Annotated in this window: 14 protein-coding genes; 5 read left to right on the forward strand and 9 right to left on the reverse strand. The window is 39.5% G+C overall.

Annotated features, from left to right (window positions below; all coding sequences use genetic code 11):
* Window positions 1-24: 24 nt before the first annotated feature.
* Window positions 25-1,530, reverse strand: coding sequence for a NarK/NasA family nitrate transporter (locus tag FAY30_RS14830; protein WP_149870590.1), 1,506 nt, complete (start codon window positions 1,528-1,530; stop codon window positions 25-27).
* A 271-nt stretch (window positions 1,531-1,801) separates the two neighbouring features.
* Here FAY30_RS14830 and FAY30_RS14835 point away from each other — a divergent pair, with 271 nt between their 5' ends.
* Both FAY30_RS14835 and FAY30_RS14840 read left to right on the forward strand, forming a co-directional pair.
* Window positions 1,802-3,139 carry a TrkH family potassium uptake protein gene (locus FAY30_RS14835; protein ID WP_149870591.1) on the forward strand — a complete coding sequence of 446 codons (1,338 nt, stop codon included), beginning with the start codon at window positions 1,802-1,804 and terminating at the stop codon, window positions 3,137-3,139.
* 28 nt (window positions 3,140-3,167) lie between these two features.
* On the forward strand, window positions 3,168-3,821 hold the full coding sequence (locus tag FAY30_RS14840; protein WP_149870592.1) for a potassium channel family protein: 654 nt from the start codon (window positions 3,168-3,170) through the stop codon (window positions 3,819-3,821).
* Between the two features lie 52 nt (window positions 3,822-3,873).
* On the opposite strand, the gene FAY30_RS14845 is transcribed toward FAY30_RS14840, so the two are convergent.
* The 3 genes from FAY30_RS14845 to FAY30_RS14860 form a co-directional block, all read right to left on the reverse strand.
* A complete protein-coding gene (locus tag FAY30_RS14845) occupies window positions 3,874-4,695 on the reverse strand; it encodes a LysM peptidoglycan-binding and 3D domain-containing protein (RefSeq protein WP_149870593.1) in 822 nt (273 codons plus the stop codon).
* A 218-nt stretch (window positions 4,696-4,913) separates the two neighbouring features.
* Complete coding sequence (fdhF, locus tag FAY30_RS14850; protein ID WP_223820788.1) at window positions 4,914-6,971, reverse strand: formate dehydrogenase subunit alpha; 2,058 nt, start codon at window positions 6,969-6,971, stop codon at window positions 4,914-4,916.
* Window positions 6,972-7,113: 142 nt separating this feature from the next.
* Window positions 7,114-9,264 carry a PAS domain S-box protein gene (locus FAY30_RS14860; RefSeq protein ID WP_149870596.1) on the reverse strand — a complete coding sequence of 717 codons (2,151 nt, stop codon included), beginning with the start codon at window positions 9,262-9,264 and terminating at the stop codon, window positions 7,114-7,116.
* A gap of 245 nt (window positions 9,265-9,509) precedes the next feature.
* Here FAY30_RS14860 and yhfH point away from each other — a divergent pair, with 245 nt between their 5' ends.
* Both yhfH and FAY30_RS14870 read left to right on the forward strand, forming a co-directional pair.
* The gene (gene yhfH, locus FAY30_RS14865; RefSeq protein ID WP_149870597.1) at window positions 9,510-9,644 is read left to right on the forward strand and encodes a protein YhfH; all 135 of its coding nucleotides are present in this window, start codon (window positions 9,510-9,512) and stop codon (window positions 9,642-9,644) included.
* Between the two features lie 86 nt (window positions 9,645-9,730).
* Complete coding sequence (locus FAY30_RS14870; protein ID WP_149870598.1) at window positions 9,731-9,916, forward strand: hypothetical protein; 186 nt, start codon at window positions 9,731-9,733, stop codon at window positions 9,914-9,916.
* A 72-nt stretch (window positions 9,917-9,988) separates the two neighbouring features.
* Here FAY30_RS14870 and FAY30_RS14875 read toward each other — a convergent pair whose 3' ends face one another.
* Window positions 9,989-10,174: a cold-inducible protein YdjO-related protein gene (locus FAY30_RS14875; RefSeq protein ID WP_149870599.1), complete on the reverse strand. Its 186-nt coding sequence runs from the start codon at window positions 10,172-10,174 to the stop codon at window positions 9,989-9,991.
* An 89-nt stretch (window positions 10,175-10,263) separates the two neighbouring features.
* On the opposite strand from FAY30_RS14875, the gene FAY30_RS27870 reads away from it, so the two are divergent.
* Window positions 10,264-10,398 (forward strand): hypothetical protein, encoded by a 135-nt coding sequence (locus FAY30_RS27870; protein ID WP_263315368.1) that lies wholly within the window; start codon window positions 10,264-10,266, stop codon window positions 10,396-10,398.
* Between the two features lie 34 nt (window positions 10,399-10,432).
* Here the strand turns inward: FAY30_RS27870 and narI are convergent, their stop codons facing one another.
* Genes narI through FAY30_RS14895 form a run of 4 tightly spaced genes read right to left on the reverse strand, consistent with a single transcriptional unit; the run spans window position 10,433 to window position 16,903 of the window.
* Window positions 10,433-11,161, reverse strand: coding sequence for a respiratory nitrate reductase subunit gamma (narI, locus tag FAY30_RS14880; RefSeq protein WP_149870600.1), 729 nt, complete (start codon window positions 11,159-11,161; stop codon window positions 10,433-10,435).
* Between the two features lie 13 nt (window positions 11,162-11,174).
* Complete coding sequence (narJ, locus tag FAY30_RS14885; protein ID WP_149870601.1) at window positions 11,175-11,705, reverse strand: nitrate reductase molybdenum cofactor assembly chaperone; 531 nt, start codon at window positions 11,703-11,705, stop codon at window positions 11,175-11,177.
* Entirely contained in the window at window positions 11,698-13,224 is a 1,527-nt protein-coding gene (narH, locus tag FAY30_RS14890; protein WP_149870602.1) for a nitrate reductase subunit beta, read from the reverse strand. Before narH ends, narJ begins: the two co-directional genes overlap by 8 nt.
* Window positions 13,214-16,903 carry a nitrate reductase subunit alpha gene (locus FAY30_RS14895; protein WP_149870603.1) on the reverse strand — a complete coding sequence of 1,230 codons (3,690 nt, stop codon included), beginning with the start codon at window positions 16,901-16,903 and terminating at the stop codon, window positions 13,214-13,216. Before FAY30_RS14895 ends, narH begins: the two co-directional genes overlap by 11 nt.
* Window positions 16,904-17,016: the final 113 nt, after the last annotated feature.

The raw sequence follows: 17,016 nt of genomic DNA on the forward strand, positions 1-17,016 counted from the left end.
AAGTAAAAGGCCTCTTACTGGGATTTAGATTTCCTTAGAATTTTCTTTTTTCTCATTAAACATGCCTACATAATTTTTTGTTTCTCCTGCATCGTCTTTAATTGCTGTAATGGTTAACCACTCTTTATAAATCTCATTATTTTTACGTTTGTTCCAAATATAACCTTCCCATATTCCGTTTGTTTTTAAACTATCCCACATTTTTTTATAAAATTCATTATCATGTTCCCCAGATTGCAGGACACTTGGTGTTTTTCCAACAACTTCTTCCTGACTAAAACCAGTAATTTTTGAAAATGCCGGGTTAACGCTTTGAATAATTCCGTTAACATCCGTTACGCAAATTCCATCTAGTGCGTGATTGACTATCTTAGATGAAATATCAAGTTTATCTTGATAGTAAAGCCAAACAACAATGACTAAACTTGCTAAGGAGAATTCGGAAAGTGACATAAAACCAATTGCGTAATGTCCAGTCCAATTAAAGAGAATTGTTAAAATAATGGGTGGGAAAAAGCCGCCAAGACCACCCATTGCAGCAACAATTCCGTTGACAATCCCTGCTTGTTTGGAAAAATATAATGGGACTAACTTAAAGATTGCCCCATTTCCAATCCCTGCGAAGAAAGCCACTAATAAACAGCCAAACGAATAGATTGGCAGTGATGGCGTAAATGACAAAAGAAACCCTGCAAAGGTAAGGCTGAAAAATACGGCCATAAGGATTAGAAATGGATTTATTTTATCTCCAAGCCAGCCGCCTACAGGCCTAAAAAACGTGGCTAGTGCAATAAAACCGGCGGTTCGTAACCCTGCATCCACCTTATCCAATTCAAAGTGATTCACCAAAAAGGAAGGTAAATATATGGTGAATGCGACAAAAGATCCAAAGGTAATAAAATAAAATAAACTTAAAAACCACAGTTTAGGATTTTTATAAACTTCTTTAATTTGATCAGATAAGGAATTGTCGACCTTCCGTTCCTTTCTGTCGCCAAAAAGGAAATTTAGTAAAGCAAATATCAACATGATCACAAGGAATATTTTAACGGTATTTCTCCATCCATACGCATTTGCAAGTACAGGTGCAGAAAAAGAGGTAATTGCCGTACCAATATTACCAGCGCCATAAATACCGTTGATAAAACCATGCTTTGCTTTTACATAATATTTCGGCAGCGAGGTAACGCCTATTGAAAAAACTGCTCCTCCAATACCAAGTAATAATCCCCCCAAGATAAGCATCATTAGGGAATTCGCATAACTTATAAGGGCAATTGGTATAAGCAAAATAATAAAACTGATCGTAAATAAAAATCTTGCACCATATCGGTTGGTCCAAAAGCCGATGGGAACCCTGAGAAGTGATCCCAGAATAACCGGCACAGCTGTAGCCCAGGCAATTTCTGTTGATGATAAAGGAATATCAGCCTTTATAAAAGGCATAAGTGAAGAAATAAGTACCCAAACCATAAATCCCGCCACGAGACTTCCAGTTTGAATAAAAAGTTGTTTTGTACCTTGATTCATTTTCATCCCCCTCAAAATCCCTTTACTCTTACTATACCCTCAAAATAAAGTTATATATTTACTTGGTAAATCCATTCGTATGGAAAATTTTTCTTTTAGTATTATAGAACACTTTCAATATTAAAACTATGAGGTATGACACAAGAGAAAAGAATTATTTACATAAATTATATCCAGTAGTATATTTTTCCTGTAATATGTATTTTATCATTATGGCAGTTTAAATATATAGTGGGTTTTTTTAAAATTTAATAGGATTGGAAGAAAATCAATGCAACAAAAAAAACGATTTCTTGATCCCCCTAAAATCCTTGTTTTGGGTTTTGCTTCTATTATTTTAATAGGAACTCTCTCCTTGATCCTTCCAGCAGCAACAACAAATGGCCAAGGGTTATCTTTTATTAACGCATTGTTTACAGCAACATCGGCCACTTGTGTAACAGGTCTTGTTGTTGTGGATACTGGAACTACGTTTACGTTATTTGGACAGCTAATCATTTTGTCTATGATTCAAGTCGGCGGTCTTGGATTTATGACCTTTGCTACCTTATTTGCTTTTTTATTAGGGAAACGAATTTCTTTAAAAGAAAGAATTTTGCTTCAAGAATCACTAAATAACCTTTCAATGGAAGGAATTGTACGGTTAGCTAAACGTATTTTAATATTTACTGCCGTTATTGAATTCACCGGTGCTGTGCTTTTATCTATACGGTTTTCTTTTGACATGCCAGTGGGAAGAGCGATCTATTTCGGGATTTTTCATTCTATCTCGAATTTTAATAATGCAGGGTTTGATATTTTAGGCAATTATCAAAGTCTAACAGCGTATGTAGCTGATCCCACTATTGTATTAACAATCTGTTCATTAATTACCGTTGGCGGGATTGGCTTTATCGTTATGAATGAACTTTTTGAATATAGCAGTTCCAAACGCTTATCATTGCATACGAAAATTGTTTTAGTTACAAGCTTCTTATTATTAATTGGCGGAACAATTGGAATTTTTATATTAGAATTTACCAATGAAAAAACCTTAAAGCCCCTATCCTTTTCTGGTAAAATTCTTGGCGCATTATTCCAGTCCGTTGCTGCGAGGACAGATGGTGCCAATACTTTAAATATTGCTGAAATGACCCAGTCATCTTTGTTGTTCATTATCTTCTTAATGTTTATTGGTGCTTCCCCTGGTTCAACAGGAGGTGGAATTAAGACAACTACATTTACAACATTATTAGGAGCAGTCTGGTCGCAAATTCGGGGCAAAGAGGATGTTATTTTTTATCGGCAGCGAGTTGGTTATGAAACAATCTATAAATCATTGACGGTTACATTATGTGCCTTGTTTCTTGTATTGACTGTCACAATGCTACTTACAATTACAGAACATGGAACAGATTTTTTAAAGCTTTTATTTGAGACAACATCTGCCTTTGGTACAGTCGGCTTATCAATGGACTTATCCCGTGACTTATCACCACTTGGTAAAGTGTTAATTACCTTAACGATGTTCGCAGGCAGACTTGGACCTTTAACCATTGCCTTTGCTGTAGCTATGCGGAGAAAACCTGATGCATTCCGATATCCAAAGGGAAAAATCATGATTGGGTAGTTTTTAACATCAAGGAGGATTTTGAACTATGGCTAATCAATACGCTGTAATTGGCTTAGGCAGATTTGGAGTTAGTATCGCCAATAAATTATATGAATCTGGCCAGGAAGTACTTGGAGTGGATATAAATGAGGAACGGGTTGAAGAATCACATCCATATGCAACCCATTCGGTTATTGCAGATTCTACAGATGCTGAGGCACTGAAATTAATCGGAATTCGTAATTTTGAAACTGTTATTGTAGCCATAGGAAGTGATATCCAGGCAAGTATTTTAACTGTCCTACTATTAAAGGAACTTGGAGTAAAACAGGTGATTGCTAAGGCAATTAACAAATTGCATGGTCAAGTACTGCAAAAAGTTGGTGCCGACTGGGTTGTTTTCCCTGAGCGGGATATGGGAATCCGGGTTGCTCATCAGTTGTTATCGCCAAATGTCTTAAATTTCATTGAAATCTCAAAGAATTACAGTGTGGAAGAAGTGAAGCCGCCAAATCGAATGGTAGAGAAAACCTTAAGAGAGGTGGATTTAAGGGCTAAATTCAATCTTAGCGTGATTGCCATTCGGCACGAAGACGAAATAAATATCTCCCCATCTCCGGATGAGAAAATAAATTTAGGTGATGTGTTAGTGGTGATTGGTGAAAATCGGGATTTAGATAAATTTGCAAATTTACGTTAATAGCAAGCCGCAATTAAAAAGCACACTTCATCCTAGATAAAGTGTGCTTTTCCTACTCATTTAAAATTTTTACTGTTACTTGTTTCCTCCCCCAATTAATCGCATCCTGCTTTGAAGGAATAAATACATCAATTCGATTTCCTTTAATCGCTCCGCCAGTATCCGCAGCGATCGCTTCACCATAGCCCTCAACATAAACTTTACTTCCTAAGGGAATGACAGAAGGATCAACTGCAATAACCTTTGCATCTGGATTTGCACTTAAATCAACCCCGGTGGCTGTTGTACCTGAACACCCTTCACAGGAAGCCGTGTAGGCAGTAGCATTTACGGTAAATTCCTTTGAGTTCTCTGCCTCATTATTTGTTGCTTCGCTTACATTGCCAGCATTATTTGTTGCTGAATTTGCACTTTCGTTTACCATTTTTTCGGGTTCAGAAGTGGCTTCAACTGAAGCTTTTTCGCTAGTATTGTTGCTGCTATTTATCGCATCTCCAGCTGACTCAGCATGGTTATTTAATTCATCATAAATGATAAGAGTTAAACCAGGATGAATAAGGTCTGTATTAAGTTTGTTCCACTCTTTAATTTGATTAACAGTAACCTGATATTTCATTGCTACAAACGATAAAGTATCGTCCTGTTGAACCGTGTATTGTATTTCAGTAGCAATTTGCAGCACATCCCCAGGATGAATCAGGTCTGTAGTAAGATGATTCCATTTTTCAATATTTTCTACCGTTGTATTATGTAACTGTGAAAGATCCCATAGATTGTCCCCTTCCTTCACAGTTAACTCTGCAGCATGTACATTAGCGCCTACAGTTCCTGAGAGTACAGCTACTGCTATAAATGCTTTTATTTTTTTTATCATTTTATTACCTCCCATGTTCTTTCGTGGCTAACTGTACCAATGATAACATGTATTTTTCTGATACAAAGAACAATGCGATGTTAATTCGTTTACAACGATGGCAATTATATTACAATAGCATTTCCCGATAACTGAATATTCAGTATTCACTTTTTTTACTTTCCACAAAAAAAAGAATAGTACAGCATATTTTACTGCACTATTCTTTATTAAAATTTTTATACTTTCGAAATTGCAACAGCACAGGCTTTATATTCAGCAGTACCAGAAATTGGATCATACTCATTTAATGTTAACACATTTGTCGGTGTTTCACTCCAATGGAAACTCATAAAGACAAGACCGGGAACAACCTGCTCTGTCACCTTCGCCTTCACCTCTAACTCCCCTCTCCGGGAGCGAACCTGGACTACTTCACCATCTGTTATTCCAAGAGCGTTTGCATCATCCGGATGGATGTCCACTGTCTCTTCTGTTTGTTTTACCTTGACCCCCAGCGCGTAGTGACGTGTCTGCGTATGGGTATTATAGGATTCATACCGTCTTCCTGTTGTTAACGTAAATGGATATTCCTTGTCGGGTAATTCTAAAGGCTCAGTATAATCTACCGGAACAAATGGTGATTTCTTAACGGCAGGCTGCTGATTATGGAACCGTTCATGCATGATAAATGTTCCCGGATGATTTTCATCAGGGCACGGGTAATGTAAACTATACTCCGTTTCTAGCCGATCGTAAGATATGCCGCCATACATCTCCCAGGCAAGTTTTCTTACTTCATTCCAGATTTCTTCGCTATTATTATAGTGCATCGGATAGCCCATTAATGTAGAAAGCTCGCAAAGAATTTCCCAGTCTTCTTTCGTATTCGAATGGGCATCTACAGCCTTCCGAACCCTTTGAATTCTCCGGTCTGTGTTTGTATACGTCCCTTCCACTTCACCCCATGAACGTGCAGGCAATACCACATCAGCCATTTTAGCTGTTTCGGTCATGAAAATATCTTGGACAATTAATAAATCAAGTTTTTCAAATAATGTTTTTGTATGATTCATGTGAACATCAGCAAGGAGCGGATTTTCACCAATTACATATAGTGCCTTTAACTCGCCCATTTCCAATCGATCGAACGTGCGGGTTTGCGTGTCTCCTGCTTGTGGATTTAGTTCCACCTTCCATTCCTTTTCATAACGAGCCCTGAACTCCTCATTGGCTAAGCTCATTGCTCCAGCTAACTGGTTAGGGAGACAACCCATATCCCCCGCACCTTGAACATTGTTCTGTCCTCGGAGAGGCATAATTCCAGTTCCTTCTTTTCCAATGTTTCCCGTTAACAATGCCAAGTTTGCAATATCAAAAACATTATTTACACCGCAATGGTGCTCGGTAATCCCTAGGGTATAGGCAATCATTGAGCAGTTGGATGTTGCGTACTCCCTAGCAGTATTGACAATATCATCCGCGTTTACGCCTGTAATCGATGCTGCATATTCAGGGGTATATGGCTCAACTTGTTTTGCTAGCCTATCAAAATCGACTGTAAACTGCTCGATAAAATCAGGATTATATAGACGCTCCTTCAGAATAACCCGTATAAAGGCATTAATTAAGGCAATATCAGAACCGACATTAATTTGTAAATGACGGTGGGCTGATTTCACCATATCAATTCTTCTTGGATCGATGACAATAATCTTTAGGCCTGATTTTGCCGCCTTTTTCATTCGATTCGCAATAATGGGATGTGCTTCAGTTGTATTTGATCCCATTAGCAGCAATACTTCTGCCTTATCGAAATCTTCAAGTGTATTGGTAGGGAAACCGCTTCCAAAAACAGTTGCCAGACCGGCAACGCTAGGAGCGTGTCACGTACGGTTACATCCATCAATATTGTTGCTTTGAATTACCGTCCTCATAAATTTTTGTGTAACAAAATTGGATTCATTGGTGCTCCGGGCACATGCAAACATACTAATGGCATTTGGACCCCATGTCGTTTTAATCTTCGATAAGTTGTCCGCAATGAATTGATAGGCCTCTTCCCATGTTGTTTCCACCAGCTGGCCGGCCTTTCTGATTAGCGGTGTTGTTAGTCTATTTTTGGCATGTACATATTCATAGGCAAAAGCACCCTTTACACATGTTTGCCCTTTATTTACCGGTGCTTCCTTATCCCCGCGGATTTTCATAATTTTGTTATCCTTGACTTCTAGGATCAGTCCGCATCCAGTACCGCAATATCCGCAGATTGTTTTTACAAAATTTGCTTCACTCACTATAAACCCTCCCCATAGAAAACAATAATATCTATATAACCATAATAATCTATTTATTCCGTTTGTAGGCTATTTTTTGATAAATTTTCTATTTTTTTAAAATTGCTGCAGCAAAATAAAAAACGAGAGTTTCCTCTCGTTTTTAAGCAATCTTTGCAGGTAATAAAATATTAAAGGTTGTTCCTTTATTCGGTTCGCTTTCAACAAATACTTTTCCGTTATGACTTTCAATAATTTTAAAACTAACCATTAATCCTAAACCATTTCCATTACTCTTCGTCGTGAAGAACGGCTCCCCAAGCTTTTTCAATTTGTCCTTTGGTATTCCAACACCAGTATCCTGAATGGAAATTTGCACATTATTATCATGGATCATCGTATTAACATGTATGTCTCCACCATTTGGCATTGCTTCAATGCCATTTTTAATAAAATTAAGGAAAACCTGCTTTAAGCGATTCTCATCACATTCAATTTGGATGATCTCTTGATTACAATTGAATGATAGGCGGACATTCTTCTTCCTCGCTTCAAACTCAAGCAGCGAGACGACATTTCTTATGACCGGAACAACATTCTTTTCCTCTAATTCAACTGCCTTCGGTTTAGCTAACACCATAAAATCCTCGACAATGGTATTTACCCGTTCAATCTCGTCCAGAATAATATTTAAAAACTCCAAGCGTTCTGGATCTTTTTCATCTAGCTGTAAGAATTCAGTGTATCCCTTCATGGATGTAAGAGGATTGCGAATTTCATGAGCAACTCCTGCAGCCAATTGTCCGACTGCAGCAAGCTTATCCTGGCGATGCAGCACCTCTTCTGTCTTCTTTCGTTCTGTAATATCATTACGAATGGCGAGGTATTGGTAAGGCTTCCCGTATTCATTTAAAAACGGAACAATCGTGGTATCCACCCAATAAAAGGTGCCGTCCTTGGCCCTATTCCTAATTTCCCCTTTCCATACATTTCCTTCTCCTATCGACTTCCAAAGATTTTTAAAGAAATCTTTAGAATGATAACCAGAATTAAGGATACGATGGTCTCTTCCGATAATTTCTTCGCGGCTATATTTTGAAATCTCACAGAATTTTTCGTTTACACTGGTGATAATTCCTTTTGCATCAGTAAAGGCAACAATGGAGGATTGATCTAAAGCAAATTTTATATCTATATTTTCTTTAAGGGTCTCTTCCAGGTGTTCTTCTGCCCTCTTGCGTTTTGTGATATCGGAGCGAATAGCGATATATTGAACAGGTTTCCCTTTTTTATTTAAAAATGGAACAATCGTAGTGTCCACCCAATAATACGATCCATCCTTTGCTTTATTCCGAATCTCCCCTCGCCATTTTTGTCCGGATTGAATCGTTTTCCATAAATCTTGAAAAAATTCTTTTGGATGAAACCCTGAATTTAAAATCCGGTGATTTTTTCCAATTATCTCTTCCTTCTTATATTTGGAAATCTCCTCAAATTTATCATTCACATATATAATGGTCCCCTGGGGATCTGTTATCGCAACAATGGCGGCAGCATCAAGTGCTGACTTAATGTCCTTTAAGTTTGTATCCGCTGCGGCTAATTGTTTACTAATTAAAGTACTCGAAATAATCAGTCCTCCGGTGATTAAAACAGAGACAAATAACACCAAATAAATAAAAAATGGACTATCTGTGTTTGAACCTGCTCCCATATCAGCTGTCACAATGGCAGCTCTTTTTAATAGAAAGTGTCCTTCTGCAATAGCTCCTGATATTATCAGCGCGCTGATTGGTTTTAGCCAAGTCTGATTTCCTTGTGAATAGCTTGAAGAGAAAAGAATCCACAGAGAAAATAAAAACGAACAAAAAATAACGATTCCTGAAAATAACAACAGAACGATATTGTACTTTATATTTACATTCATGGCATATAAACCGATTACTTGAATAGCAATAACTGCAAAAGTTAAAAAGAAACTGCCGATCAGTAAATGATAGAACTGAATGCTTTTTCCGAAAAATGCAAGGAAAGCCATGCCTGTAAAAGAAATCCCGATAAAAATAGATAATATTGTAAGCGGAATATGATAGCCTGCCAGCCGATTGGTATCTGCTGAAATAAGTGCCATAAAATTCATGACCCATATTCCAATCCCCATTGATAATGTCCCGCCAAGAAATAGAAGCCGTTTATTTTGGTTAGATGACCTGATTAAGGTAAACATATCTAAGCTTGTATATGATGCCATGATAGTTAAGCCAAGGGCAATAATAATGAAATAAGGATGAAAAGTTCCAAGCAGTTCATTCATTAACCAGCAGCCCTCCAATTTCTACATAGATTTTCTACTATGATTGTAATGTAAAGTTGTTGAGTATGGAAGCACTATTTATAAATCTAAGATCGCAAAAGCTGATTTCTGTGATAAAAGACTTATTTTTAATAAATTTGCAGATTTTTTTAAAAAAAGTCTACACAATTTTGATTTTTTTGTTTATACTGTACTATAACAAGAGGAAATAAAATAAACTGTATTAATAAAGGGGGAGATTTATTATGTTAATGAGTCCAGTTGAGTTTTTCCGTAACCTGCCAAAAAAGGAATGTCCAGAGTGTGGTCAGCATATGGAGGAACAAGCCGAGAGTTATCTAATGGAATGTGATCGTTGCCTATCTAAAAGAGAAGAATAAAGAAGAAAACTCTCCCAATTGCGGAGAGTTTTTTTTGTATATTCCCGTCTCCCTATGCAAATCCTTTACTCAAGGAGATGATGTACATGGCTAAAAAGGAAGATTATTTGACACCGGCGGCAAAAGAATCACAAATGACGATTGAAAATGGTTCTAACTTTCCAAATAAGAAGAATATATCGGGAAATTCAGTTGATGAGCATAAATATCTTGAAGAAGCCAACACCATTATTAGCGGGGATGAAATCCGCCAGCAAAATGAAAACCTGTAATAGAACAGGTAGCTTATGTATTATCAATAAAAGACTGTCCATTTTAGCGACAGTCTTTAGAAGCAGGTTTTTTTAGATTTTCGGAAGCTCTCTTATTTCCTGTACCATTTCATTGCCGCACATTGGACAGAGTAAGTCGTCAGCGACAAAATCCTTTCTCATCCAGCCAATACAGGCGTCATCCATACAAGAATAAACTTCGGTATCTTCAAGTATGATTTCAATTTCTTCATCTTTTGCCCTTTTACCGTAAAAAATGGGAACCGCCTCCTTTTAATCATAGTATGTCCAATACTTGCCCTTTTCATTTCCAGAAAATCTTAAATCCCCGGGAGTGTGAATAAACAATGATGACCAGTCAAAAACGTTACACAGTGGCCGGAACAGACATCGAGGAAGTAAAACGATTAAACAGCCAGGCCGGTTTAAGCTATAATGAGGTAAAAAAATTACTTGCACAAAAATACAAGCAAAAGAAATAAAGCAAAAACGGAACCGCCTGGTTCCGTTTTTGCTTTATTCTATTTTATTTTTCCGTTCTGCTGACATTGCTATATTTCTTCTGCCAAAGACAGCACGGTAAACGACAAATTTGCGGCTTAGGTATTCCAACGGCAAACTCCATACATGAACAAGCCTCGTAAATGGCCAAATACCAAATAGCAGCAGGGCGGAAACGACATGAATTTGAAAACCGACCGGGATGCCAATCATCAGACCAGGAGTTGGATTGAAGGAAAGGATGCCGCGAAACCATGGACTAATCGTTTCTCGATATTCGAAGGCTACTCCTCTTCCTGTAATCCAAACTGTATTTACGAAGCCAGAAATAATAATAACCGCAAGTAACACCAGAACCAAAATATCACGAAACGTACTGTGAATATAGATTCGTTTAACAGTAAATCGGCGAACCATCAACAACAAAACACCTATTATGGTCGCAACCCCTGCCAGCCCCCCTATCCAAACTGCACCAAAATGATACATGTGATCGGTAATTCCAACAGCATCATAAAAAGCTTTTGGGATAAGGATTCCAGCTACATGGCCAAAAAACACGAAGATAATCCCATAATGGAATAAAATACTTCCCCATTTTAATTGCTTTTTTTCAAGAAATTCACTTGATTTGGCGGACCAGCCGAATTGGTCGACTTTATAGCGATAAATATGTCCAACTACAAACATCGTTAACATTATATATGGGAAAGATGCCCAGAAAAAATTTTGAAAAAATGTCATGCTTTGATCCCCCCTAAGAAGCCTTTTGTTTGCTTAGGATGTTGTCTATTGTTTGCACACAAGCCTGCAGAATCATTTGATATGGGCTATCTAGCAATGATAATTCTTTTAACAATTGATCAATTGACTTTCGATGAATCTGGAGCATTTTCTGAGCGGACTCTATGGGAGCAATCGAACAAAACTCAAGAATTAACGGTAAATAATCCGGAAGCTCGTCACTTTCTAATGGAAATCCCGCTTCAAAATACTCATTCTTTAATTTCACAAGTGCTTTTCCGCGATCAGGATTTTCTCCAAAAATTGGATACGTCAAATAAAGCGTAGTTTTATCACTAAAATCAAATGTTTGCGCATATTGCGAACATATCTCTAAATAAGAGGCTGATTGAAGATGGTGAAAAAATTGCCTAAACAGTAATTTCACTAATTGATTTTCAATGGCGGAAATTTCAGATTTTAATCCCTCATCTTCAAACCATGCTTCCTCAGGATGCTGCAGCAGTGTAGAAGACAGCCTGAAAATTTGTTGGTACTCATCCATTTAGCTCACCCCAATAATCGTCTCCAACTTTGTAGTCTCCAGGCATTCCAGGTGTAACGGAACATCCGGAGCACGCCTCCATAAAATCAAATCCACCCGTTCCTTGTCCTAGATACTGATTAGCTGCATCTTCCCGATGAGATTTCGGAATGACATATCGGTCATCATATTTGGCAATAGCAGCAAGCTGATACATTTCATGCATCGTTTTCTCTGTCATCCCTATCGCATCTAGAATTGTTTTTTCAGGCTTTTTCCCTAAATTTAAAGACCTCATATAACTGCGCATCGCCACCATTTTCTTTAACACCTTGCGAATAACTTCTGTATCACCAGCACTTAGCATATTTGCCAAGTATTCGACTGGAATCCTGAGCTGATCGATTTGTGGAAAGATCACATGTGGATTCACCCCATCTAATCCCCCATCAAAGGCACTCATTACCGGGCTGAGCGGTGGAATATACCATACCATCGGCAGTGTACGGTATTCCGGATGAAGCGGCAGTGCAATCCGTTGTTCCACCGCCAATTTATAGACCGGTGACCTTTGGGCTGCTTCTATCCAATCTTCCTGATATCCAGCTTTTCGTGCCGCCTCGATTACCTCAGGATCATGTGGGTCTAAAAATATACCTAAATGGGCTTCGTACAAATCTTTTTCATTTGTAACCGATGCAGCAGCTTCTACTTTGTCTAAATCATAAAAAACAATCCCTAAATAGCGGAGCCTGCCAACACAGGTCTCTGAACAAACCGTAGGCAGCCCTGCTTCAATTCTTGGAAAACAAAAGGTACATTTTTCCGCCTTATGTGTTTTCCAATTAAAATAGACTTTTTTATAGGGACAGCCTGTTGTACAGTAACGCCAGCTTCGGCATGCATCTTGGTCTACCAGAACAATTCCGTCCTCTTCCCTTTTATAAATGGCCCCGGATGGGCAGGAAGCAACACATGTGGGATTGACGCAATGCTCGCAAATTCTTGGTAAATACATCATAAAGGTTTGTTCATACTCGAATTTAACTCTTTCTTCAATCCCATTTATATTAGGGTCGTTTTTCCCTGTTTGATAAACGCCTGCCAGGTCGTCCTCCCAGTTCGGCCCCCATTTGATATCCATATACTCTCCAGTAACCTGTGACTTCGGGCGGGCCACTGGCTGATGTTCTTTTTCCGGACTATTGGTTAAGTGTTCATAATCATAGGTCCATGGTTCATAGTAATCATCTAATTGGGCTAAGTCAGGGTTATGAAAGATATTTAATAGTTTAGAAACTCTGCCTCCGGCCTTTAATTCAAGCTTACCGTTCTTCAATACCCAGCCGCCTTTATATTTCTCTTGATTCTCCCATTCCTTCGGATAACCGACACCGGGCTTTGTTTCAACATTGTTCCACCACATATATTCTGCACCGGGACGATTTGTCCAGGTATTGTTGCACGTAATGCTGCATGTATGGCAGCCGATACATTTATCGAGATTCATTACCATCCCAAATTGCGCCTTAATTCTCAAGCCAGTCCACCTCTTCCCGATCAAGTCTGCTTATGACAACTCTTTCATCCCGCTGGCTGCCGCACGGTCCATAATAGTTAAATCCAAAACTTAGCTGAGCATATCCGCCAATCACATGAGTTGGTTTCATCTGCAGCCTTGTTGGGCTGTTGAATGTACCGCCGCGTTCTTTGGTAATCGTTGAACCAGGAACGTTTATATGACGCTCTTGAACGTGGTACATGAATGCGACTCCCCTTGGAAGTCTGTGAGTAACAACTGCCCTTGCTACTACAACACCGTTGCGATTATACATTTGCAGCCAATCATTATCGGCAATGCCCACTTCTTTGGCATCATCCCGATTCATCCAAACGTGCGGTCCGCCTCTGAATAACGTTAACATCGGTAAAATATCACCATAGGTACTATGGAAGGACCACTTAAAATGCGGCGTTAAATAGCGCAAATTAATTTCCTTCCCCATATTAAGCGGTTTTCGATCCTTTGTTTGAAATGCCGCCTTTCGGAGCGGCGCCTTAAATGCAGGGAATTCCTCACCAAATTCAATCATCGTTTCATGATCTAAATAAAAGTGCTGTCTGCCTGTCAATGTGCGCCATGGGACTAAACGTTCAACATTCGTTGTAAATGGAGAGTATCTCCGTCCGCCCGTTTCAGTCCCGCTAAAGACAGGTGTTGAAATCACTTGACGCGGCTGTGCCGTAATGTCATTAAAGGACATATGTTCTTCCGCTCTTTCTTCTGCCAAATCCTTTAATTTCTGACCCGTTTTCTTTTCCAATGCATCCCATGCTTTCATTGCCAGTGAACCGTTTGTGGCACTAGATAATGAAAGGATTGCTTCCGAGGCATCCCTTGCAGTATATAGACTTGGGCAATCCTTATAAGCTGTTTTAGCTGCAGTTCCAAGGATTTTCTTTAATTTTTCATACTCTTCTTTGGCATCCCAGCTGATTCCCTTTGCACCAATTTGTTCCTTTACAACAGGACCAAGAGAAATAAATTTTTCAAATATTTTGGAATAATCGCGCTCGACTAAATGCAGGCGCGGGAAATTTCGCCCTGGTACCGGCTCATATTCACCATTCTGCCAGTCTGGGATTTTTCCGAAAGTACAGGACTCGGAGATTTCATCGCGGGAATCGTGAAGCATTGGTGTCGCAACGATGTCTTGCACCGGCCCGTTAAAATAACGTACAGCCATTGATGAAAATTTCTTCGCCAGCCCCCTAAATGTATCCCAATCCGATTTCGATTCCCATGGCGGAGCTATCGCAGGATTAAAGGGATGGATAAACGGGTGCATATCGGTACTGCTAATATCATATTTTTCGTACCATGTAGCTGCCGGAAGGATAATATCAGAATACAGACCTGTACCAGCCATTCGAAAATCAATATTAACCATTAAATCAAGCTTTCCCTCAACTGAAGGTTCGTCCCATTCAATGTCTTCCGTCTTTAATTCAGTATTTTGCTCACTTAAATTACTGTGGTGGGTTCCAAGCATATATTTTAGAAAGTACTCATGTCCTTTTGATGAGCTTCCAATCAAATTTCCTCTCCAGACAAACATGACTTTTGGGAATGAGTTTGGGTCCTCCGGATTTTGAATCGCAAACTTTGTTTTCCCTTGTTTCACTTCATCGACAATGGATTGGAAAATCTGCTCCTTCTCTGTCACTTTTGATTGATCAATAAAATCAATTGGATTTTTATCAAATTGTGGATAAGAGGGTGTCCAGCCAAGCCTTGTGCCCAAATAATAATAGTCTCCTGAATGTTTATACCTTGGTTCACTAACAAGTGGTGAAATCTGATCCTCGATTGATTGGTCATCGTATTTCCACTGTTCCGTGACAAAATAAAAGAATGGAGTTGCCGCATGAAGCCTTGGTGGACCTCCCCAATCTCTCGCCATCGCGAGTGTCTGCCAGCCTTCGAGCGGGCGAACCTTTTCCTGGCCCACATAATGAGCCCACCCGCCGCCATTAACACCCTGTGAACCTGTTAAGAGCACTAAGTTTAAAACAGTTCGGTATGTAGCATCCGCATGGTACCATTGGTTGATTCCTGATCCCATCACAATCATTGAACGGCCTTTGGAATCAATAGCATTTTGGGCAAACTCTCTGGCAATTTGTGCTGCGAGCTTCCCATCCACACCTGTCAATGCCTCCTGCCATGCTGGTGTATATGGTTTAGGATCGTCATAGTCTTTTGGAAAGTCCCCTTGGAGCCCTTGTCTTAATACGCCAAATTTTGAAAGCATTAAATCAAAGACAGTCGTTACATAAGTGGTTTCTCCATTTAATTGGATGGCTATCACTGGGACCTCCCGAGTAAAGGTTTCACGCTTTTCCACCTCAAAATGAGGAAATTCCACTCGGACTGCTTTGTCTTCTCTCCCTAGCAGTGTCAGAGATGGCTGCAGATTCGTAAGGTTTTGCTCCGTATCATTTAAATGAAGGTTCCACTGTCCATTATCTTCCCATCTGTGGCCAATTGTGCCATTCGGAAATGCCGGTTTGTTCGAATCTTCATCCCAGACTACCGTTTTCCACTCTCCATTTGTGATGGAGGAATCAAGCTCGCTAGCGCGTAAAAAAGTGCTGGATACATATTGATCCCCGTGGGCTTTTAATTTTACCAGATACGGGAGATCGGTAAATTTTTTCGCATAATCAAAGAAATATTCCGTTTCTTGGTCCACATAAAATTCTTTTAGGATTACGTGAGTCATCGCCATCCCTAGTGCCCCGTCCATACCGGCTTGGACATTTAACCAATTATCAGCAAACTTAACATACTCAGCATAATCCGGACTTACCGCTACAACCTTTGTCCCGCGGTATCTTGCTTCCACCATAAAATGGGCATCAGGTGTCCGTGTTTGAGGGATATTGGAGCCCCATATTAATAGATAGGAAGAATTAAACCAATCAGAGCTTTCCGGAACATCCGTTTGTTCACCCCATACCTGCGGAGATGCAGGCGGCAGGTCTGCATACCAGTCATAAAAGCTTAATAGAGAGCCCCCAAGAAGTGACAAAAACCTTCCGCCGCCTGCATAGCTGACCATGGACATCGCTGGGATTGGTGAAAATCCAAAAATTCGATCGGGACCAAATTCTTGAATAGAATAAATTAGAGCCGCGCAAATTAGCTCATTCACCTCATCCCATGATGAACGGACAAGTCCTCCTTTTCCTCTTGACTGTTTATATCTCTTTGATTTTTCAGGGTTAGAGGCTATTTCCTTCCAAGCTGCAACCGGATCACCTGTACTAGCAAGTTCCTCCCGCCACATTTTTAATAGACTGCCGCGCACATATGGATAACGGACCCTTAGCGGACTATAAATATACCAAGAAAAACTCGCTCCCCTTGGGCAGCCCCGCGGCTCATACTCAGGCATATTAGGACCTGTAGAGGGGTAATCCGTTTGCTGTGTTTCCCAAGCGATAATGCCGTCCTTGACATGAACTTTCCAGCTGCATGAACCTGTGCAATTTACTCCATGCGTCGTACGAACAGTTTTATCATGCTGCCATCTCCTGCGATATATTTTTTCGGAATCTCGGTCCATTGGGGACAATACGGCATGTTCAGCCATATCTTTGGATTGCCCGAAAAATTTTAACTTTTTTATTAGCGGGGCTCGTTTGCGCTCCATTCTCTTCACCTTCCCATGACATTTTTATCTAATAAGGTCCCCAGTCAATTACATTGTATACAGACAATTTACCTTACATAGTTTTAAAAAATTTCTGTTTTGGACATGACTTG

It is taken from the genome of Bacillus sp. S3, assembly GCF_005154805.1.
In the GTDB taxonomy this organism is placed as follows: Bacteria; Bacillota; Bacilli; order Bacillales; family Cytobacillaceae; genus Neobacillus.

Excerpts from the sequence above, each read along its gene's own strand:
- FAY30_RS14830 (WP_149870590.1), bottom strand. The coding sequence starts at position 1,530 with ATGAATCAAGGTACAAAACAACTTTTTATTCAAACTGGAAGTCTCGTG.
- FAY30_RS14835 (WP_149870591.1), top strand. The coding sequence starts at position 1,802 with ATGCAACAAAAAAAACGATTTCTTGATCCCCCTAAAATCCTTGTTTTG.
- FAY30_RS14840 (WP_149870592.1), top strand. The coding sequence starts at position 3,168 with ATGGCTAATCAATACGCTGTAATTGGCTTAGGCAGATTTGGAGTTAGT.
- FAY30_RS14845 (WP_149870593.1), bottom strand. The coding sequence starts at position 4,695 with ATGATAAAAAAAATAAAAGCATTTATAGCAGTAGCTGTACTCTCAGGA.
- FAY30_RS14860 (WP_149870596.1), bottom strand. The coding sequence starts at position 9,264 with ATGAATGAACTGCTTGGAACTTTTCATCCTTATTTCATTATTATTGCC.
- yhfH (WP_149870597.1), top strand. The coding sequence starts at position 9,510 with ATGTTAATGAGTCCAGTTGAGTTTTTCCGTAACCTGCCAAAAAAGGAA.
- FAY30_RS14870 (WP_149870598.1), top strand. The coding sequence starts at position 9,731 with ATGGCTAAAAAGGAAGATTATTTGACACCGGCGGCAAAAGAATCACAA.
- FAY30_RS27870 (WP_263315368.1), top strand. The coding sequence starts at position 10,264 with ATGATGACCAGTCAAAAACGTTACACAGTGGCCGGAACAGACATCGAG.
- narI (WP_149870600.1), bottom strand. The coding sequence starts at position 11,161 with ATGACATTTTTTCAAAATTTTTTCTGGGCATCTTTCCCATATATAATG.
- narJ (WP_149870601.1), bottom strand. The coding sequence starts at position 11,705 with ATGGATGAGTACCAACAAATTTTCAGGCTGTCTTCTACACTGCTGCAG.
- FAY30_RS14895 (WP_149870603.1), bottom strand. The coding sequence starts at position 16,903 with ATGGAGCGCAAACGAGCCCCGCTAATAAAAAAGTTAAAATTTTTCGGG.